At 65.0% G+C, this 20142-nt stretch carries 17 protein-coding genes; 10 read left to right on the top strand and 7 right to left on the bottom strand.

The window, feature by feature from the left end; translation table 11 throughout:
* The 3 genes from ACEN2S_RS14315 to ACEN2S_RS14305 form a co-directional block, all read right to left on the bottom strand.
* Positions 1-3647, bottom strand: a 3647-nt coding sequence (locus tag ACEN2S_RS14315; protein WP_441866872.1) for a glycosyltransferase 61 family protein, incomplete at its 3' end; no start/stop codon positions are given.
* Between the two features lie 13 nt (positions 3648-3660).
* A complete protein-coding gene (locus ACEN2S_RS14310) occupies positions 3661-4770 on the bottom strand; it encodes a DegT/DnrJ/EryC1/StrS family aminotransferase (RefSeq protein WP_441866870.1) in 1110 nt (369 codons plus the stop codon).
* A 5-nt stretch (positions 4771-4775) separates the two neighbouring features.
* The gene (locus ACEN2S_RS14305) at positions 4776-5231 is read right to left on the bottom strand and encodes a sugar 3,4-ketoisomerase (protein ID WP_441866868.1); all 456 of its coding nucleotides are present in this window, start codon (positions 5229-5231) and stop codon (positions 4776-4778) included.
* Between the two features lie 170 nt (positions 5232-5401).
* Here ACEN2S_RS14305 and ACEN2S_RS14300 point away from each other — a divergent pair, with 170 nt between their 5' ends.
* Positions 5402-6169 (top strand): TSUP family transporter, encoded by a 768-nt coding sequence (locus tag ACEN2S_RS14300; protein ID WP_441866866.1) that lies wholly within the window; start codon positions 5402-5404, stop codon positions 6167-6169.
* A 9-nt stretch (positions 6170-6178) separates the two neighbouring features.
* Here ACEN2S_RS14300 and ACEN2S_RS14295 read toward each other — a convergent pair whose 3' ends face one another.
* Positions 6179-7168 (bottom strand): asparaginase, encoded by a 990-nt coding sequence (locus tag ACEN2S_RS14295; RefSeq protein ID WP_441866864.1) that lies wholly within the window; start codon positions 7166-7168, stop codon positions 6179-6181.
* A gap of 170 nt (positions 7169-7338) precedes the next feature.
* Between ACEN2S_RS14295 and ACEN2S_RS14290 the strand changes: the two genes are divergently transcribed.
* The gene (locus ACEN2S_RS14290) at positions 7339-7869 is read left to right on the top strand and encodes an invasion associated locus B family protein (RefSeq protein WP_441866862.1); all 531 of its coding nucleotides are present in this window, start codon (positions 7339-7341) and stop codon (positions 7867-7869) included.
* A 138-nt stretch (positions 7870-8007) separates the two neighbouring features.
* Positions 8008-9225, top strand: coding sequence for a 23S rRNA (adenine(2503)-C(2))-methyltransferase RlmN (rlmN, locus tag ACEN2S_RS14285; protein WP_441866860.1), 1218 nt, complete (start codon positions 8008-8010; stop codon positions 9223-9225).
* A gap of 76 nt (positions 9226-9301) precedes the next feature.
* On the opposite strand, the gene ACEN2S_RS14280 is transcribed toward rlmN, so the two are convergent.
* A complete protein-coding gene (locus tag ACEN2S_RS14280; RefSeq protein WP_441866858.1) occupies positions 9302-10666 on the bottom strand; it encodes a cation:proton antiporter domain-containing protein in 1365 nt (454 codons plus the stop codon).
* 289 nt (positions 10667-10955) lie between these two features.
* Complete coding sequence (locus ACEN2S_RS14275) at positions 10956-11777, bottom strand: LOG family protein (protein WP_441866856.1); 822 nt, start codon at positions 11775-11777, stop codon at positions 10956-10958.
* A 96-nt stretch (positions 11778-11873) separates the two neighbouring features.
* Between ACEN2S_RS14275 and dapD the strand changes: the two genes are divergently transcribed.
* The 4 genes from dapD to ACEN2S_RS14255 all read left to right on the top strand — a co-directional run bounded on the left by dapD (position 11874) and on the right by ACEN2S_RS14255 (position 15369).
* Entirely contained in the window at positions 11874-12701 is an 828-nt protein-coding gene (dapD, locus tag ACEN2S_RS14270; RefSeq protein WP_441866854.1) for a 2,3,4,5-tetrahydropyridine-2,6-dicarboxylate N-succinyltransferase, read from the top strand.
* 90 nt (positions 12702-12791) lie between these two features.
* Positions 12792-13481, top strand: coding sequence for a DUF421 domain-containing protein (locus ACEN2S_RS14265; protein ID WP_441866852.1), 690 nt, complete (start codon positions 12792-12794; stop codon positions 13479-13481).
* 189 nt (positions 13482-13670) lie between these two features.
* Entirely contained in the window at positions 13671-14030 is a 360-nt protein-coding gene (locus ACEN2S_RS14260; RefSeq protein ID WP_441866884.1) for a hypothetical protein, read from the top strand.
* 106 nt (positions 14031-14136) lie between these two features.
* Positions 14137-15369 carry a lytic murein transglycosylase gene (locus ACEN2S_RS14255; RefSeq protein WP_441866882.1) on the top strand — a complete coding sequence of 411 codons (1233 nt, stop codon included), beginning with the start codon at positions 14137-14139 and terminating at the stop codon, positions 15367-15369.
* A 66-nt stretch (positions 15370-15435) separates the two neighbouring features.
* Here the strand turns inward: ACEN2S_RS14255 and serB are convergent, their stop codons facing one another.
* A complete protein-coding gene (gene serB / locus ACEN2S_RS14250) occupies positions 15436-16308 on the bottom strand; it encodes a phosphoserine phosphatase SerB (protein WP_441866850.1) in 873 nt (290 codons plus the stop codon).
* A gap of 152 nt (positions 16309-16460) precedes the next feature.
* On the opposite strand from serB, the gene ACEN2S_RS14245 reads away from it, so the two are divergent.
* The 3 genes from ACEN2S_RS14245 to ACEN2S_RS14235 all read left to right on the top strand — a co-directional run bounded on the left by ACEN2S_RS14245 (position 16461) and on the right by ACEN2S_RS14235 (position 20121).
* A complete protein-coding gene (locus tag ACEN2S_RS14245; protein ID WP_441866848.1) occupies positions 16461-17609 on the top strand; it encodes a phosphoserine transaminase in 1149 nt (382 codons plus the stop codon).
* A gap of 92 nt (positions 17610-17701) precedes the next feature.
* A complete protein-coding gene (gene serA / locus ACEN2S_RS14240) occupies positions 17702-19297 on the top strand; it encodes a phosphoglycerate dehydrogenase (RefSeq protein ID WP_441866847.1) in 1596 nt (531 codons plus the stop codon).
* A 68-nt stretch (positions 19298-19365) separates the two neighbouring features.
* Positions 19366-20121, top strand: coding sequence for a metallophosphoesterase (locus ACEN2S_RS14235; RefSeq protein ID WP_441866845.1), 756 nt, complete (start codon positions 19366-19368; stop codon positions 20119-20121).
* Positions 20122-20142 lie beyond the last annotated feature (21 nt).

The raw sequence follows: 20142 nt of genomic DNA, 5'->3' as shown, positions 1-20142 counted from the left end.
CGGGTGAAGTCGGGCGGTGTCGGCTCAGCGCGCAGGGCCCAGGCCCCGGTGAGCACATCGGCCCGCGCGGCCATGCCATGCAGCGCCGTCAGTACCGCGGGCAGATCCGCCGGCACCGGCTCGGACACCGCCGGGAAAAACGCCTCAAGATACCCCGGTGGTACCGTGAAATGTGCATGCGCGGCGGGCAGATGCATCTGCACGCTGCCGGTGACCTGCCAGCCTGCAATCGTTACCACGTCCAGGTGGCACAATCTGCAGATCAGATCCGCCCGGTGGTAATCGGCGCCGGTGGCTTGCCCCATCAGCACTTTGACTCGTGTTCCGGGGCGGGCGAAAACCAGCAAGGCCAGTTGCGGGCCATCGCTGACCGCGATCTGATCGGCGGCGGCGATCTCCTGCACCAGCTCGGCAAACGACAGCTGGCTCGGGTCAATGTGGCGATGCCCCGCCTTGCGCATCTGCTGGTCGACGTCGGCGATGTTGAGGATGCTGCGGGTGGGGCGGGTCCGGTCGTGCAGGAAGATCTTGCCACCGGCCCGCGGCAGGGCACCAACCGCCTGACCTGCCAACCTGTTGAGCTGAGCGAGCAGGGCCGGATGCAGCCGCAGCGCGGCAGGTGGCGGCGGCGCCGCCGGATCATGCCGCTGCTGCGGTGTGTCCAGCTGGTTGACCATGCTGGCGTGATACAACCGCCGGACCGTCAGGCTGGCACCGCGCGACATCCGCAGCACCGGATGCTCCGGCAGCGCCAGGCGCAGCGCCTGATAGTGCAGCGGCCCGAGGTCATCCTCGGTCAGGACAGGCGTGCCCGGGGGCGCTTCTGCGGCGGCCATCATGGCGCGCGGCAGGGTTTCCAGAAGAAAATGCGCCAGGTCCGAGCTGCGGCTGCCACAGGCGAAAATGGCCGTCGCAAGAGCGGTTTCCCGGCTGTGGTGCCGCAGGAGCGCAGCGGTTTCGGAGAGGGCCGCCACCGGGGTGAAGGGGCGCAGGGTCAGATCGGCGTCCTGCGCTTCGGCAGATCCGGGAACCGGCGCCATTTCGGGCCCCTCGGCCCACCATTCCGAGGCGGCGGTCAGATGACCATCGGCGCCACCCAGTACCGTGACATCGGCAAAGACCGCCCGATGGGCCGCAGGCGCGGTATAGCGCACCGGGGGCGGCGCGACGTGCCGGGTGCTGAGCACGGACGGGCGCGGCAAGGCAACCGCAGCCGGCTCCACCACGCAGACCCGCGCCGCAGCACCCTGCTCTGCCCGGCCGTGGCTGCCGATCTGCAGCGTCGGGTGCTGGGCGCGGTTGGCGGGTTGGATCGCGGTGCGCAGCATGGCTTCGGCCCGTGCGTGATCAGCTTCCGGCCCGGCAAAGACCGCGCGCACGGTTTGCAGCGCCAGAGATACCTGCGCCGGATCGTGCGGTTGCGTCGGCCGGAATTGCCCGGCGCCGCGCGCGGCATAGTCCAGAAGCGGCGAACTGCGGCCGGAATGCGGGATATAGCGGTGGTAGTAATCGTTGCCGTCAAAGAAAGGATGCGGCAGGCGGCCTTCGAACTGGCCAAATTCCAGATAATGCATCAGCGGGTTGATGCCGGCGCTGGCCACATCCGGGCTGTGCATCAGATAGAACTGAGTTGAGAACCAGGGATGCGGGCGCAGGTTCTCGCTAATGGCCCGCTCGACGAAATAACGGGTGGGATGCTGGCCGCTGATCGCGATCCAGGGCGCCTGGGCGCGCAGATAGTCGGTGCTGACCAGCGGATGCACATCCACGGCATCCAGCAAGCCGCTGGTCATTTCCAGCAGCAACGGCCGGTGTTGCAGCAACAATTCCGGGCGCTTGCGGGCGGCATGCCGGGCGCGGACCAAAAGATGCGGCGCACGATCGGGTTGATTGCCTTCGATCAGATAGGCCCAGAGCATATTCGGCGCGAGATTGGCGTAGTGGTCTTCGGCGCCCCGGCCCAGCCGGACGGGATCCAGCAGCAGGGCCGTGGGGATTTCCTGCGTCGAGGCACCGCTTGCCGTCAGCCAGTCGTACAGGCCACGTTGCGGATCCGGCGTCAGGGCCTTCAGGAAGGCAGGCTCGATCAGCGGATGCGGACTCGCCCCCGAGCGCAGCCCTTCGGTGGCCATATGCACCAACAGGGGCATGCCGCGCGGCAGGAACCCCAGCGTTTTCATGTAATGCACCGCGTCAAACAGCGGATGCGGTATCGCCGCCCCGGCCCCTGCACGCAGATAATGCCCGAGCAGTGAGTCCGAGATCGCAACCGGGCCTGCCTGTGCCGCATAATGGCCAGGAACGAACAAGGGATGCGGCAGGTAGCCCCGTTTTTCACCGATCAGGGCATAATGCGCCAAAAGATCGGTGGCGGGGAGGGCAAGCTGCGACAGTTGCGCGGCATAAAAGGCCGGATCGAACAAAGGATTGGGGGACAGGCCATCGGCGGCACCGCGTGCCAGATAATCCTCGAAAGCATCGCTCTGTGCGGGCAAAGCGGGCCGCTGCTGGCGGTACCAGTCTGCATCAAACAGGGCCCGTGCGGCGGCGCGGCCCGCGGCCGGATCAATCGGTTTTTGCAGGGGCGTTTCCCGCCAGTCGATCAGCCGCGCCAGATGACGGCGCAACAACCCGCGCTGAAGGTCTGTGGTATCGGTGCCTGTGGTGCTGCGCGACAGGTGACGCTTCAGCTCCGTGAGTTTTCGCTTTGCCAGAACGCGGCGGCGACGTGCATGGTCTTTCAGTTGGCGCAGCGCGCTCACCGCCAGTTGTTTGCGTCCGTGCTGGCGGTCGAGTGGCCGCAGCGCGGGCAGGGGCTGATCCGGTTGCGGGATCAAGGCGGTCTGGTGCAGTTGCGGGATCACAGCGACCGGGGGCCGTGTCACGCCGGGTTGCGAAAGGCGCGTAAGATGGTTCCGAAGATCCGCGCTTGCGGGCGCGTCGGGCACGATATGCACCACCCCGGCCAGATGGGTGCCGACGAGATCAGCGTTGATGCTGCCCGGTGCCGTCGCGTGGATCAGATAGAGGTGGGGCTGCCGGACGCCATCGCGGGCGGCGGCCTGCACCCACCGCGCCGCCAGCCCCGCCAGAACGTCAGCCCCGGCGGCATGCAGGAAAAGCCGCTGCGGTTGATAGACCTGCAGCTTGTCCTGCAGCCAGAGCCACCGGTCGAGCCGGTCGAGGCCGGGATCGGCCTTGATCACCGCCCCGCCATTGCGCCGGATCAGGGCTTCCGTGCGGGCATCAGGCTCGGCGCCGGTGAAGAGCACGAGATGTCGTTCACCCGGCCGCGCGGCCATCAGCAGACGTGCGGCGCACAGGGCAGGCCTGTCCAGAGCGGGCGTATCCAGAGCGGGACTATCCGGCCTCTCGGCACTGACCACATGCAGATTGGTCGGCCGGTCGAACCCGATGACCGGCAATGTGCGGGGCAGATCGTGCGCCAGCCCGGTTTCCCCGCCCTGCGCAAGCCGCGCGAGCAGGGCCGCATAGGCCGCATCAAGGGCTTGGGGATCACAAGATGCCGACCCCCGCCGTGCCGCCACCAGACATTCCAGCGCCACCGCCACATTGGGCGCCGAACGGATCGTTTCGGCGAGCATCATGGGATGCGCCTCTGTCGCGGCCTGCGCGGGAACACTCATGCCGGGGGGCCTTTCACAGGGATCGCGCCACCTCCGCCACGATGGCGGCAATGGCTTCGGCGTCGGTCAGGGACAGATGCGGACCCATCGGAATGCTGAGGCAGGTCCGGCAGATCGCTTCGGTCACCGGAAAGGACATATGCCCGAATTCGGCGACAAAGGCGCCGCTTTGATGGTTCGGCACCGGGTAATGCAGGGCGCAGGCCACGCCGCGGGCGATCAGCGCCTTTTGCAAGGCGTCGCGCTGCTCATGACGCAGCACATAGAGATGCCAGGCCGATTGCGTGCCGGGTGACACCTGCGGCAGAGTCAGGCCCGGAATATCCGCCAGCACCCGGTCATAAACGGCCGCAATCTCGCGCCGTTGCGCGGTCCAGGCGTCCAGATGCGGCAGTTTCACCGACAGGAAGGCCGCCTGCAACGGATCCAGCCGGGAGTTTCCGCCCGCCACCTCGTGCTGGTATTTCACCTTCGAGCCGTAATTCGAGAGCATCCGCACCGCACTGGCCAGTTCGGCGTCATCGGTCACCACCGCGCCACCATCGCCAAAGGCCCCGAGGTTCTTGCCCGGATAAAAGCTGAAGCCCGCGCAATGGCCCAAAACGCCTGCTTTCTTGCCGCCGTCGGTCGCCCCGACGGCCTGCGCGGAATCCTCGATCAAGAGCAGGTCATGCGCCTCGGCCAGCGCACGAAGCCCCTCGCAGGGCACCGGCGCGCCATAAAGATGCACGGGCATGATGGCACGGGTGCGCGGGGTGATCGCGGCCGCGACGCCGGCCAGATCAATGTTCATGGTCGCCGGATCGGCATCCACGGGGACAGGCTGCGCCCCGGTCTGACTGACCGCAAGCCAGGTGGCGATGAACGTATTGGCGGGAACGATCACCTCGTCCCCCGGGCCAATCCCGCGGGCGCGCAGCGGCAGCACCAGCGCCTCCAGCCCATTGCCGACACCCACGCAATATTTGGCACCGCAATAAGCGGCGAATTCGGCCTCAAACGCCTCGAGCGCGGCCCCGCCGATATACATGCCCGACTGCATGACGCGGGCATAGGCGGCATCCATCTCGGCTGCCAGGCTGGTGTAGGTAAAGCCGACGTCGAGGAATTTATACTCTTGCATGGGGATCACTTCTGCAGCTGCTGGCGTTCCGGCGACCGGACCCAGGCGAGATAATCTTCGTAGGAATACAGGTAGTCTTCCGTCTCATAGGGGCGCGAGGCCAGCACGCAGACCACGGTCTCCGGCATCACGAAACGCAGCCGCCGCCACAGACCGCTGGGCACATAGAGCACCTGCGAGGCGTCTTTCAGTTCAAAATGATATTGTTTGGAGCCGTCGTTCAGGATGACTTCCACTTCGCCATGCATGCAGATCATCAGCTGTTCCAGCTTTTTGTGACCATGCTCGCCGCGGACCGCGCCAATCGGGACATCGTAGAGATAATAGACCCGCGCGATGTCGAAGGGCAGGCTTTCCCCCTCCAGAACGCCTAAAGATCCGCGCGCGTCACTGAAGTTGGGGGCAGGCAGGATATGCGGCAACATCGGGGAAGTTGATGGCCGTAGTGAAGGTTCCCGCATCTTGTCTCCTCGACTGACGGCCTGTGCTTTCCGGGTTTATAGAACCGGTGGGAAGAGGTTTCAACTGAAGGTCGTCGCGCGATGCCCCGGCGCGCGGTAACGCGCCGGGATCGGGGTCACTTTACTTCCGTGACGGCTTCTGGCACGGCGCGGATCAAAGGAGCCCCTCCATGTTCGAAGTATCCCTGGACCTTGCGCTGATGCTGATCGGCGCTGCTTTCGCGGCTGGTTTTGTTGACAGTATTGCGGGGGGTGGCGGCTTGATCACCTTGCCGATGCTGCTCCTCGCGGGGGCGACGCCGTTGCAGGCGCTTTCGACCAACAAGGTGCAGGGGGTGTTTGGCGCCGCGACCGCCGCGATCAGCTATGCCCGGGCCGGACATGTGCAGCCGCGCCGTCAGCTGAAGGCGGCAGCGCTCGCCTTTGTGGCCAGCGGCGCCGGGGCCGCGCTGATTTCCGTGCTGCCGACCGAGGGGCTGCGCTATGCGCTCCCCGCCATTCTGATCGGGATTGCCGCCTTCTTTGCCTTCAAGAAGGGTCTCGATGACAGCGACCGCCAGCAGCGGCTGACGCCCGCGCTGTTCACGCTGAGCATCGTGCCGCTCTGTGGCTTTTACGACGGGCTGGTCGGGCCGGGCGCGGGGTCATTCTACATGATGGGTTTTGTGACGCTGGCGGGTTACGGCGTGCTCAAGGCCACGGCGCATACGAAATTCCTCAACCTCGCCTCCAACCTCGGCGGGCTGGCCGTCTTTGCACTCGCGGGGGCGCCTTGGTGGGCGATGGGGCTGGCGATGGGCGTGGCGCAGATCGGCGGCGCCCGCCTTGGCAGTCTGGTCGCCATGCGCGTCGGCGCCCGGGTGATCAAACCCTTGCTGGTCGTCACCTCCTCGGCGCTGGCGCTGAAACTGATCTGGAACCTCGTGCAGGGCGCCTGAGCCGGTGCCTCAGCCAAATCCCGGGGCCAGCCGCATCTCGCCGGTGACGATGCCGCGCCGATTCACCTGCGGCGGCGTTAGATAGCGCTGCGCCACCGGATCGGCGGCCTCCAGCGCCCCCAGCCGGATCAAAAGCGCGGTGATCGCCGCTTCGGAGGCGCGGGTGGCACCATCGGTGATCTTCAGCGCGATACCGCGTTTCTGGTCGGGCAGGATCGCCACGAAAACCGCCTCGGCCCCGGTCTTCACCGCCACCTTGCCGCCCATTGCCCGCATCAGGGCGGTACAGGCGCGGCCCTCACCGGCCACCATCTCGGGGAAAGCCGCCATCGCCCGGGTCAGCCGTGCGGCGGCGGCCTCGCGCGCCGTGCCCTCCGGGTTGGCTGCGGCGAAAAACGCCATCGCGCGGGCGAGACCCGCCGTGGTGGTGGCGAAATTTGGTGCCGAGCAGCCGTCGATGCCATAGCCCGGCGCGGTCATGCCGGTGACATCCTCGCTCGCCTCACGCACGGCGCGCTGCACGGGGTGGTCCAGCTCGACATATTCCGAACCGCCGCGCAGATGCCGGTTCAGCGTCAGAAAACCGCTGTGCTTGCCCGAGCAGTTGTTGTGGATCTGGCAGGGGGCGGTGTCGGAACAGACCAGCGCCTGACTGGCGGCGCTGTCATAGGGCAGATGGCTGCCGCAGCGCAGATCGGCCTCGCCCAGCCCCAGCGCCTCCAGCCAGTCGCTGACGGCCCGGGTGTGGATCTCGGCCCCCTGATGGCTGGCGCAGGAAAGGGCAAGTTGCCGGGGGGTGAGGCCAAAGGCATCGGCTGCACCGCTTTCCACCAGCGGCAGCGCCTGGATCATCTTGCACGACGAGCGCGGAAAGATCACCGCATCCGGGTCGCCCCAGGCCGCTTCGATGCCGCCCGGCCCCCAGATCACCGCGTGGCCCGCATGCTGGCTTTCCAGCAAACCACCGCGCCAAAGTTCAATCATCGGTGCAGCTGCCATGGATTCCCCCTGTTTTCAGCGATTTCCTGCCGAGGGGGCTTTGCCCCTCCGGCACTTTTGCGTTATCTGAGGGATATCGAGTTGAAAAAACATCCGCCATTGGAAAAGGTGCTCCAAAAGCACCGCCACAAGCGGACCCTGAGGCATAGGCAGCTGGAGACTGTGAACAAATGACGAAATTCATGCTGCGCGGCGTTGGCGCCGCCATTTTTGCACTTGCTGGCATCGGCGCAACCGCCGCGAACGCCCAAGAAAGCACCAACCGCGTTTCCGCCTCCACCGACTGGAGCGTCTTTGTCGAAGACAAGCCGTCGAAGGAATGCTGGGGCGTGTCGCAGCCCAAAGAGACCATCAACACCAAGGATGGCAAATCGGTGGCGGTGAAACGCGGCAAGATCCTGCTGTTTGTCACCTACCGCCCGGGCAAAACCGGCGAAGTGTCCTTTGCGGGCGGCTATCCGTTCGCCGAAGGCTCGACCGTTGAGCTGGATGTCGATGGCACCAAGTTCAACCTGTTCTCGACCGGCGAGAATGCCTGGTCGGGCACGGCAGAGGATGACGCCAAGATCATCGCCAAGATGAAATCCGGCACCTCGGCCATTCTGCGCGGCCATTCCTCGCGCGGGACCAACACGCAGGACAAATTCTCGCTCCTGGGCTTTACCGCCGCGATGGACGAAGCCTCCAAGCGCTGCAACTGATCGGGAAACGGGGGCCGCTGGCCCCCTTTTTCATCTGACGGGGCCCTGTTTTTCTTGTGACCGGGGCGGCGCGCAATGCCTGTTTCGTTTTGCGCGCGAATCCCCTATATCGTGCAGTCTTCATTCAGGACCGCGCCCATGACCGAGAACACCCCGATTCCGACCACCACCCCGACGCCCTCTGCGCCGATCACGCAGGATGTGCTGACGATTCCGCGCAAATTGCCGGAAACCGACAAGGTGAACATCGTCGGCCTGACGCGGGATGAGCTGCGCGCCGCGCTGATCGCTGCGGGCACGCCGGAAAAGCAGGCCAAGATGCGGGTCGGTCAGGTCTGGCAATGGGTCTATTACTGGGGCATCCGCGATTTCAGCGTGATGACCAACCTTGCCAAGGATTTCCGCGCGCTTCTGGCCGAGAAATTCGAGATCACTTTGCCGGAAGTGGTCACCCGGCAGATCTCGACCGATGGCACCCGCAAATATCTGGTGCGGATCGCCGGCGGCCATGAGGTTGAGGTGGTCTATATCCCGGAGGAGGGCCGCGGGACACTGTGCATCTCCAGCCAGGTGGGCTGCACGCTGACCTGTTCCTTCTGCCATACCGGCACGCAGAAACTGGTGCGCAACCTGACGGCGGGCGAAATCGTCGGGCAGGTGATGCTGGCGCGCGACGATATGAACGAATGGCCGAAACCCGGCACCCGCTCGGATGATGAGCGGCGGCTGATCTCGAACATCGTGCTGATGGGCATGGGCGAGCCGCTCTATAACTTTGAGAATGTCCGCGATGCGATGAAGATCGTGATGGACAATGAAGGCATCGGCCTTGGCCGCCGCCGGATCACGCTCTCGACCAGCGGTGTCGTGCCCGAGATTGCGCGCACGGCCACCGAGATCGGCTGTCTTCTCGCGGTCAGCTTCCACGCGACCACCGATGAGGTGCGCGACAAGCTGGTGCCGATCAACAAGAAATGGAACATCGCCGAGCTCTTGGACGCGCTGCGCGACTATCCCAATCTGTCCAACTCGGAACGCATTACCTTTGAATATGTGATGCTGGAAGGGGTGAACGACACCAAGGAAGACGCCTATCGTCTGATCGAGCTGATCAAGGGCATCCCGGCCAAGATCAACCTGATCCCGTTCAACGAATGGCCCGGCGCGCCCTACAAACGCTCGTCGAACAACCGCATCCATAAGTTCGCGGACATCATCTACAACGCGGGCTACGCCAGCCCGATCCGCACCCCGCGCGGCGAGGATATCATGGCCGCCTGTGGCCAGCTGAAATCCGCCACCGAACGTGGCCGCAAATCGAAGGCGCAGATCGACGCGGAAACCGCGCAGAACTGAAGCCACAGGGTTTCTGGACAAGAAAGGCCGCCCGAGGGGGCGGCCTTTTGCGTGGTGGTGGTGCGCCCGCCCGCGCTCAGGCGGCGGATTTATCCGCTTCTTGCGAAGGCGTCTCTTCCGCCGCGTCGCTGTCGGCGGTCGCGGGGGGTTCTTCCCCGCTGTCTGCGGGTTCATCGGCCAGTGCCGCCTCAATATCCGCCTTGCTCACCCCATCCGGGGCAGGGTGCTTTTCGGACCAGCGGTCGAGCAGATGGAAGAGCACCGGGTTGAGCAGGATCGAGAGCAGCGCCCCCGCCACCACCAGATCCCGCGCCGCGATGGGCACGATGTCCAGCGAAACACCCAACACGATCAGGATGAAGGAAAACTCGCCGATCTGCGCCAGGCTGGCGGCAATGGTCAGCGCGGTTTCCTTGCCATGACCAAAGGCGCGCACGATGCCGTAAGCGGCGGCCGATTTCACCACCACGATCACCAGCACCGTCGCCAGCACCGCCAGCGGCTCTTGCAGCAGGACCATCGGGTTGAAGAGCATCCCCACCGAGACGAAGAACAGCACGGCAAAAGCGTCGCGCAGCGGCAGCGTCTCCTCGGCGGCCTGATGCGACAGGGGAGAGCCTGCCATCACCATCCCGGCGAAGAACGCCCCCAGCGCGAACGAGACGCCGAAGAGATAGGCCGAGCCAAAGGCCACCCCCAGCGCGATGGCCAGCACCGAGAGGCGAAAGAGTTCGGCCGAGCCGGTGCGCGCCACATAGTCGAGCGCCGCCGGGATCAGTTTGCGCCCCACCACCAGCATGAGCGCCACAAAGGCCGCGACCTTGACCGCCGTGGTCGCCAGCGCCGCCGCCACCGGCCCCATGCCGAGGGCGGTTGCCGTGGCCGCTTCGCCTTCCAGCGGCGGCGTGGCGCCGCCCAGCAGCCCCGCCAGCGGCGGGATCAGCACGAGGGTGATCACCATCACCAGATCCTCCACGATCAGCCAGCCCACCGCGATCTGCCCGCGCCGCGCCGCCACCAGCCCGCGCTCTTCCAGCGCGCGCAAGAGCACCACGGTGGAGGCAACCGAGAGCGAAAGGCCAAAGATCAGCCCGGCCCCGATGCTCCAGCCGAGCGCGACCGACAGCCCCAGTCCCGCAAGAACCGCGACCGTGATCTGGCCCAAGGCGCCGGGAATGGCGATGTTCTTCACCGCCATCAGATCCTTGATCGAGAAATGCAGGCCGACGCCAAACATCAGCAGGATCACCCCAAGCTCGGCCAGCTCATTGGCAAGCTCCTGATCGGCGACATAGCCGGGGGTGAAGGGGCCGATGATCACCCCGGCCATCAGATAGCCCGCAAGGGTTGGCAATCGCAGCCTCTGCGCCAAAAGCCCGAACAGAAAAGCCAGCCCCAGACCGGCGACAATGGTGGCGATCAGGGGCGTCTCGTGGCTCATGGGCGGATCCTTTATGCGGCGGCAGCCATAGGGCTACGCCTGTCGCTTGCGGGACAAGCGGCAGGATCGGAGCCGGGGCTTCGGTGAATACCCTTTTAGAATTAAGGCTGTGGGGCAGAATTACAATGCCCGATTGTGCCCCGCTCGCTGACGTTTGATGTCAGCGGTGTCATAATCCGGCGGGGATTTGCCGAAGGCGGCGCAAAAGGCCGCGAAACCGGGCCGCGTCCCCCGAAACCACGTCACGCGCCCCGGAACCGCGCCGCCCCGAGGGGCAGGCTCTGCCCGCTCAGCAGTCGGGGACGAAAGCGTCGATCACCGCCAGCGCCTCATCCGCGGTCTCGACGAAATGGAACAGATCGAGATCGGCGGCGGCAATGGTGCCCGCTTCGACCAGAAGATCCCAGTTGATCACCTGCCGCCAGAAATCGCCGCCAAAAAAGATGAAGGGGATGCGCTTCATCCGTTTGGTCTGGATCAGCGTCAGCGCCTCGAACATCTCGTCCAGCGTGCCAAAGCCGCCCGGAAACACGCAGATCGCCCGCGCCCGCATCAGGAAATGCATCTTGCGGATGGCGAAATAGTGGAAGTTGAACGACAGATCCGGCGTGACATAGGGGTTCGGGGCCTGCTCATGTGGCAGAACGATGTTCAGCCCGATCGACTGCCCGCCCGCCTCATGCGCGCCGAGGTTGCCCGCCTCCATCACGCCGGGACCACCGCCGGTGCAGATCACATCCTCGCGGCCATAGGTTTCCAGACTGCGCTCGGTCATCTTGCGGGCAAATTCGCGCGCCACCGCGTAAAAGCGCGACAGCTCCCCCAGCATCGGGGTCTTGGCCGTGTCCTTGTGCTCGGGCGCCGGAATGCGGGCGCCGCCAAACAGCACGACGGTGGAATTGATCCCCCGCTCGTCGAGGATCATCTGCGGTTTCAGCAGTTCCAGCTGCAACCGCACCGGGCGCAGCTCTTCGCGCATCAGGAAATCGGTATCGGTAAAGGCCAGACGATAGGCTGGCGCGCGGGTTTGCGGCGTGTCGGGGATCCGGTGGGCCGCTGCCGCATCCTGATGGCTGTCGCGGAACGAATGGCTGCGGCTGTCTTCTTGCATGGATCTTCCCGTCCCGGATTGCGTGAGGTCTTGCTTCCAACTATAGGCTGGAACCCGTCAATACCACACGAAACGCTCAGGAAAGACGAGGGACGCATGACGAACGCCGCGCTGGAAACCGCCATCGAAGCCGCCTGGGAAGGCCGCGACGCCATCACCCCCGCCACCAAGGGCGAAACCCGGGACGCCATTGAAACCACGCTGGCCGCGCTGGATGCAGGCACGCTGCGCGTGGCCGAGCGTCAGGCCGATGGCCACTGGCATGTGAACCAATGGGCGAAGAAAGCCGTTCTCCTCGGTTTCCGTCTGCAGGACATGGAAGTCCACGAAGGCGGGCCGCAGGGCTCGGGCTGGTGGGACAAGGTCGACAGCAAGTTCAAGGGCTGGGGCGCGGCCGAGTGGAAAGCCGCAGGCTTCCGCGCAGTGCCCAATTGCGTGGTCCGCAAATCGGCCTATATCGCGCCGGGCGTGGTCCTGATGCCGTCTTTCGTCAACCTCGGCGCCTATGTCGATACGGGCACGATGGTCGATGCCTGGGCCACGGTGGGCTCCTGCGCGCAGATCGGCAAGAACGTCCACCTCTCGGGCGGCGTCGGCATCGGCGGCGTGCTGGAGCCGATGCAGGCGGGTCCCACGATCATCGAGGACAATTGCTTCATCGGCGCGCGCTCGGAAGTGGTTGAGGGCTGCATCATCCGCGAAGGCTCGGTGCTGGGGATGGGCGTGTTCATCGGCAAATCCACCAAGATCGTCGACCGTGAAACCGGCGAGGTCAGCTATGGCGAAGTGCCCGCGGGCTCGGTCGTTGTCGCGGGCTCGATGCCGTCGAAAAACGGCGTGAATCTCTATTGCGCGGTGATCGTGAAAAAGGTCGATGCACAGACCCGCTCGAAAACCTCGATCAACGAGCTGCTGCGCGATTGATCTGATCTGACGTGACATGTGGCGGCGGGAACCCTCCTGCCGCCGCAGCGTTGCCTGCCTGTGGGGCGATGTGCCCCCGGTGAGGCAGCCATGGACCAGCCGGTCATTCCCTTTGACGTGACGCGCCTGTTGTGGGGCAGCGATCCCGCCCTCTATTACCTAGAAATCGTTTTTCGGACGGGCGTCATCTACGTCTGGACACTGGCGCTGGTGCGCTGGATCGGCGGCCGCTCGGTCAGTCAGCTGTCGCTGGTGGATTTCGTGTTGGTCATCGCGCTCGGCTCGGCCGTGGGTGATTCCGTGATTTATGCCGATTTGCCGCTGGCGCAGGCGATGCTGGTGGTGGCGCTGGTTGTGGGGGTGACCAAGGGGCTGGAATGGCTGATCCACCGTTATCCCCGCGCCGAGACGCTGCTGGATGATGCGCCGGTCGAGGTGATCCGAGACGGGGCGGTCAATCTGGCGGGGCTGGCGGCGCGCAACCTCGCGCCGGGTGAGCTCTATGAGATGCTGCGCCTGAAGGAGGTCAGCAACCTCGGGCAGATCCGGCGCGCCTATGTCGAGGGGGGCGGGGCGATCTCGATCCTGCGCTATGACCGGGCGCAGCCGGGGCTTGCGCTGATTCCCCCGCCGGAGATTGCGCCGCCGCCGCAGGCTGACGCGGGGCAGGCGGGGCTTTGCTGCATCCGCTGTGGCGCGGTTGCCCCCGTGGCGCTGTTGGCCTGCGCGGCCTGTGGCCATGCAGAATGGACGCCCGCCTGTCTGGGGGCCCGGCTTTAGTGCCATATCCACGGGAAAAGGCTTGCGATAGATTGGGCAAGCTGGCAGGTCCGCCACAACGCCAGTGCGGAGATGAAGATGACGAGCACCCCCGAAAAGCCCGAAGATGACCTGACCGCCGATGCCAGTCTGACCGATGCCGGTCTGACCGAAGTCGAGATTGTCGATCTCGATGATGAGGACGCGCCGGTGGAGAAGGTCAAGAAACCGAAGCGCCCGCAGCAGGTCTATACGCTCCTGATCGAGGTGGGCCGCAAGGCGGGCGACGGGCTGCCGAAGGGCGCCACCGGCGCGGGCCTTGTCATCTATGCCTCGGGCGTGGATGAGGCCGAGGCGGTGCGCGAAAGCGTTCTCATTCTGAAACAGGCCGATCTGGCACCCTTGGATGTGACGGGCTATGGCACGCTGCAAGAGCGTCTGGATCAGGGCCATGAAGTGCCCGAGGAAGAGCGCGAGTTGATGGCGCGTGCCTTGGCGGAAAATTCGGTGATTGTCGCACAGATGGTGCCGTTCTTCGGCGAAGACCGGCCGGAACCCTTCCTTCACTGACGCGCACCGCATTGGCTTTCCGCCGCTTTGCGCTACACTGGGACAAAAGAACCCCAGAGGCGAGCCAGTGAAACATACTTCTCTCAAAACGGTTGCGGTTGCCGTAATCTCCCTGACCGGGCTGGCCGCATGTGCCGGCCCGTTGGACCGTTCCCCCCGCCCCGAATCCCGGAGCAGCATCGTGCCGATCAGTTCCACCCCCGCCGCCAGCGCCTCTGATCAGGCGCGTTTTCAGGCCTGGGTGGCGGATTTCCGTCCGCGCGCGCTGTCGCAGGGCATCTCGCCGCAGGTGTTTGACCGCGCCTTCCAGGGCGCCAGCTATCAGCCGGATGTGATCCGCCGCGACCGCAACCAGAGCGAGTTCAACCGCACGATCTGGGATTATCTCGACACCGCCGTGTCAGAGACCCGCATCTCGAACGGCCGCGCTGCGCTGGCGCAGCACGGGGCCGAGCTGTCGGCGATCGAGGCGCGCTATGGCGTCGAAAAAGAGGTGGTGGCGGCGGTCTGGGGGATGGAATCCTCCTACGGCACCTCGCGCGGCTCCACACCGATCATTCCGGCGCTGGCGACGCTGGCCGAGGATGGCCGCCGCGCCAGCTTCTTTGAACAGCAATTGGTCGCGGCGCTGAAAATCCTGCAATCGGGCGATGTGTCACCCGAAGGGATGACCGGCTCCTGGGCGGGCGCGATGGGGCATACGCAGTTCATCCCCACCTCCTACCTCGCCTTTGCGGTCGATTTCCGTGGCGATGGCAAACGTGACATCTGGTCGGATGATCCGACGGATGCCTTGGCCTCGACGGCCGCCTATCTCTCGAAATCCGGCTGGGTCAAAGGTCAGCCCTGGGCGGTGGAAGTGGTCCTGCCTGCCGGGTTCAATTACAATATGGCGGGCAAGGGCACGACGAAATCCGCCGCCGACTGGGCGGCGCTGGGCGTGCGTGCGGCCTCCGGGGGCACAGCCTCCATGGCGGGGCCGGTCTCGATCCTGCTGCCCGCAGGCTCGAAAGGTGTGGCGCTGATGATCGGCAGCAATTTCCGCGCCATCTCGCGCTACAATGCCGCCGATTCCTATGTCATCGGTGTCGGCCATCTGTCGGACCGGCTGCGCGGCAAGGGGCCTTTCGTGCAGCCCTGGCCGCGCACGGGCCGCGCGCTGACCTCGGATGAGCGGCAAGAGATTCAACAGCGGCTGACCCGGGCGGGCTATGACACCCAGGGCACCGACGGCATGATCGGGCCAAACACCATCAACGCAATCACTGCCTGGCAGCGCGCCAATGGGATGACGGCGGATGGCTATGCCACGCTGGAGCTGTTGCAGGCCCTGCGCTGAGCCGTGAATGAGGAAGGGGCGCCACGGCAGCTGCCGGGCGCCCCTTTTGTCTGCCTGACCTCTCGATCAGGCGAAATCGCCGACCGCATAGCCCTGAATATAGAGCAGCGCCGTCAGATCGCCGTGGTTGATGCGGATGTCGCATTGCGCGGCCACCGAGGGTTTGGCGTGCAGCGCCACCCCGGCCCCCGCCAGACCCAGCATCCCCAGATCATTGGCGCCATCGCCCACCGCCATCACCTGATCGTGCCGCAGGCCCAGCCGCGCGCTGATCTCTTCCAGCGCCGCCACTTTCGCCTCGCGCCCCAGGATCGGCATGCCGACGGTGCCGGTCAGATGCCCCGCCTCGACGTTCAGCGTGTTGGCGCGGTTCTCGTCAAAGCCCAAAGTCTCCGCCACATAGCCGGTAAAGGCTGTGAACCCGCCCGAGACCAATGCGGCATAGGCACCATTCGCCTTCATCGTGGCGAGGAGTTCGCGCCCGCCGGGCATGAAGCTGATCCGCTCGGCAATCACCTGACCGATCACGCTGTCGGGCAGCCCCTTCAGCAGACCCACGCGTTCCTTCAGCGCGCCTTCAAAATCCAGCTCGCCGTTCATCGCCCGGGCGGTGATCTCTTTCACCCGCGCGCCGACGCCCGCCACATCGGCCAGCTCGTCGATGCATTCCTGCTGGATCATCGTGCTGTCCATATCGGCCAGCAGCATCTGTTTGCGGCGCCCCTCGGCGGGCTGCACCACCAGATCAATGCCCAGACCCTGCAACCCCTGCCAGACATCCCAGCGGTTCGCGGGCACCGCCTCAATGGCGAATTCGGCGGCAATGCCGGGGTTCAGCCAGGTGATCGCGCTGCCCGCCCAGGCGTCGCGCAGCGCCTCGACGGTGGCGAGGTCCAGATTGGCGCGGGCGGGGGCCGCAATCAGCGTGGCGAAAAACATGGGAAGTTTCCGATAGTGGAGGGTGAGGTCGTAAATCGTGGATGAAAGGCCGCATTAGCGCAATTTTCCCGCTTGTGCCAGAGAGGCGACAGGCGTAATTGCGGCGGTGGGACACCCTACCCCAACGTAGGGCGTTTATCTGAGAGGATACCATGACTGCACTGACGACCCCGGCCACGCGGCCGGCCAATCCGCGTTTTTCTTCGGGCCCCTGCGCGAAGATCCCCGGCTTCTCCCTCGACATGCTTGCTGATGCGCCTTTGGGCCGCTCGCACCGTGCTGCCGTGGGCAAATCGAAGCTGAAAGAAGCCATCGACCTGACCCGCGAGGTTCTGGGCGTGCCCGCCGATTACCGCATCGGCATCGTGCCGGGCTCGGACACCGGCGCCGTCGAGATGGCGATGTGGTCGCTGCTGGGCGCTCGCCCGGTCGAGATGCTGGCCTGGGAAAGCTTTGGCGAAGGCTGGGTCACCGATGTGGTGAAACAGCTGAAACTCGACGCCGAAGTCAAAAAAGCCCCCTACGGCGAAGTGGTCGATCTGACCACGGTCGATTTCAATAAAGACGTTGTCTTCACCTGGAACGGCACTACCTCGGGTGCGCGCCTGCCGAACGGCGATGCGATCCCGGCCGACCGCGAAGGCCTGACCATCTGCGACGCCACCTCGGCTGCTTTCGCGATGGATCTGCCCTGGGACAAACTCGATGTCGTCACCTTCTCCTGGCAAAAAGTGCTGGGCGGCGAGGGTGCGCATGGCGTGCTGATCCTCAGCCCCCGCGCCGTCGAGCGTCTGGAGACCTACGTCCCGGCCTGGCCGCTGCCGAAGATTTTCCGCCTGACCGCCAAGGGCAAACTGATCGAGGGTATTTTCGTCGGTGAGACGATCAACACCCCGTCGATGCTGGCGGTTGAAGACTACCTCGTTGCGCTGAAATGGGCACAATCGATCGGCGGCCTGCAAGGTCTGATCGGCCGCGCCACCGCCAATTCCAAGGCCATCGCCGATTTCATCGCCGACAAGCCCTGGATTGCCAATCTGGCTTCGGATCCGGCGATTGCCTCGACCACCTCGGTCTGCCTGAAGTTCACCGATGACCGCATCAAGGACGGTGCGGCTTTCGCCAAGAACGTGGCGAAACGTCTGGAAAAAGAAGGCGTTGCGCTGGATGCCGGTGCCTACCGCGATGCGCCTCCGGGCCTGCGGATCTGGTGCGGCTCGACGGTGGAAACTTCGGATGTCGTGGCGCTGATGCCCTGGATCGAATACGCGTTCAACGCCGAGATCGCGGCGCAAGCCTGATCTTTGGGGCGCAAGCCCGATCCCACCGTGATCTTCGCGGGCGCCTGATGTGCCCGCATTCCCAAATTCCTGAATTTTCGAAGGAGCCTAAAATGGCACCCAAAGTTCTCGTCTCCGACAAACTCTCCGAAACCGCCGTGCAGATCTTCCGCGACCGTGGCGTTGAGGTGGATTACCTGCCGGATCTCGGCAAAGACAAAGACAAGCTGCTGGAAGTGATCGGCCAATATGATGGTCTGGCGATCCGCTCGGCCACCAAAGTCACCGAGAAAATCCTCGCCGCCGCGACCAACCTCAAGGTCATCGGCCGCGCCGGGATCGGTGTCGACAACGTCGACATCCCGGCCGCGTCGAAAAAGGGCGTGATCGTGATGAACACCCCCTTCGGCAACTCGGTCACCACCGCCGAACATGCGATCGCGATGATGTTCGCCGTGGCGCGCCAGCTGCCCGAGGCCTCGGCCTCGACCCACGAAGGCAAATGGGAAAAGAACCGCTTCATGGGCGTTGAGGTCTTCAACAAGACCCTCGGCGTGATCGGCGCGGGCAATATCGGCGGCATCGTCTGCGACCGTGCGCTGGGCCTGAAGATGAAGGTCGTGGCCTATGACCCCTTCCTGTCGGAAGAGCGCGCCAAGACCATGGGCGTGACCAAGGTGGAACTGGACGAGCTGCTGGCCCGCGCCGATTTCATTACCCTGCACGTGCCGATGACCGAGAAGACCAAGAACATCCTCTCGGCCGAAGCCATCGCCAAAGCCAAGAAAGGCGTGCGGATCATCAACTGCGCCCGTGGCGGTCTGATCGATGAAGCCGCGCTGTTTGACGCGCTGAAATCCGGCCATGTCGCCGGTGCCGCGCTTGACGTGTTCGCCGTGGAGCCCGCCACCGAAAGCCCGCTGTTCGGTCTGCCGAATGTGGTGGTGACGCCGCATCTCGGCGCCTCGACCACCGAAGCGCAGGAAAACGTGGCACTGCAAGTGGCCGAGCAGATGTCGGACTACCTGCTGACCGGCGCCGTCTCGAACGCGCTGAACATGCCGTCGGTCACCGCTGAAGAGGCTGCCGTGATGGGCCCCTGGGTGAAACTCGCAGGCCATCTGGGCGCTTTCGTCGGCCAGATGACCGACGAGCCGGTGAAGGCGATCAACATCCTCTATGATGGTGTCGTGACCGAGATGAACCTCGCCGCGCTGAACTGCTCGGCCATCGCCGGGATCATGCAGGCAACCAACCCCGACGTGAACATGGTCTCGGCCCCGGTCATCGCGAAAGAGCGCGGCGTGCAGATTGCCACCACCACGCAAGAGAAATCGGGCGTGTTTGACGGCTATATCAAACTGACCGTGGTCACCGATCAGCGCGAGCGTTCGATTGCCGGCACCGTCTTCTCGGATGGCAAGCCGCGCTTCATCCAGATCAAGGGCATCAACATCGACGCCGAAGTCGGTGCGGACATGCTCTACACCACCAACAAGGACGTGCCGGGCATCATCGGCACCCTCGGCGGCACTCTGGGCAAGAACGGCGTCAACATCGCCAACTTTACTCTGGGCCGCGCCAAAGTGGGCGAAGATGCCATCGCGATCCTCTATCTCGACCAGCCGCTGGACGAGAAAGTTGTGGCCGAGCTGCAGGCAACCGGCCTCTTCCAGCAGGTAAAACCGCTGGCCTTCGACGTGGCATAAGCTAGGGTCTGACCCGACGCATTTGGCCCCTCGCCTCGGCGGGGGGCCTTTTCTATTCCGGAGGGCGCATGCAGAGCTATGCCATTGGCGATATTCACGGACATCTGGAACTGCTGGAGGGCGCCCATGCGCTGATCGCGGCGGACCGGGCGCAAAATGGCGATGCGGAAACCCCGGTGATCCATGTCGGTGATCTGGTCGACCGGGGCCCGGATTCGCGCGGGGTGGTCGAGTATCTTCTGCAGGGACAAGCGCGGGGCGAACCCTGGGTGGTCCTCAAGGGCAACCACGACCGCATGTTCTCGCGCTATCTCAACGACCCGTGGGAGCCGGAACCCGGTCTGCGCGCCGAACTCAGCTGGATGCATCCGCGCCTCGGGGGGCCGCAGACCCTGGCCTCATACGGCCTGCGCGAGCCGGGGCAGCGCCCGGTGGATCAGGTGCATGCCGAGGCGCTGGCCGCTGTGCCGCAAAGCCACCGCGACTGGCTGGCGGCGCTTCCGCTTTGGTATGAGCGTGACGAGAGCCTGTTTGTGCATGCGGGCATCCGCCCCGGCGTGGCCCTGCGTGATCAGCGTGAGGATGATCTGGTCTGGATCCGCGAAGGCTGGCTGGACGACCGCCGCGACAACGGGGTGCTGGTGGTGCATGGCCACACCGCGCTGGATCACGCCACGCATTATGGCCACCGGCTGAACATCGACAGTTCTGCCGCCTATGGCGGGCCGCTGTCGGCGGTGGTGATCGAGGGGCGCGATGCCTGGCTGCTGACCCCCGCCGGGCGGCAAAAGATCTCGGTGACGCCCGACGCGCCCGTGCGCTGACCGGGGCTCATGGTTAAACGT

It is taken from the genome of Phaeovulum sp. W22_SRMD_FR3 (assembly GCF_052113705.1).
In the GTDB taxonomy this organism is placed as follows: Bacteria; Pseudomonadota; Alphaproteobacteria; order Rhodobacterales; family Rhodobacteraceae; genus JBGQOG01.
Note: the sequence above shows the minus strand (reverse complement) of the source record. Positions and strands in the feature narration are given on the sequence as shown.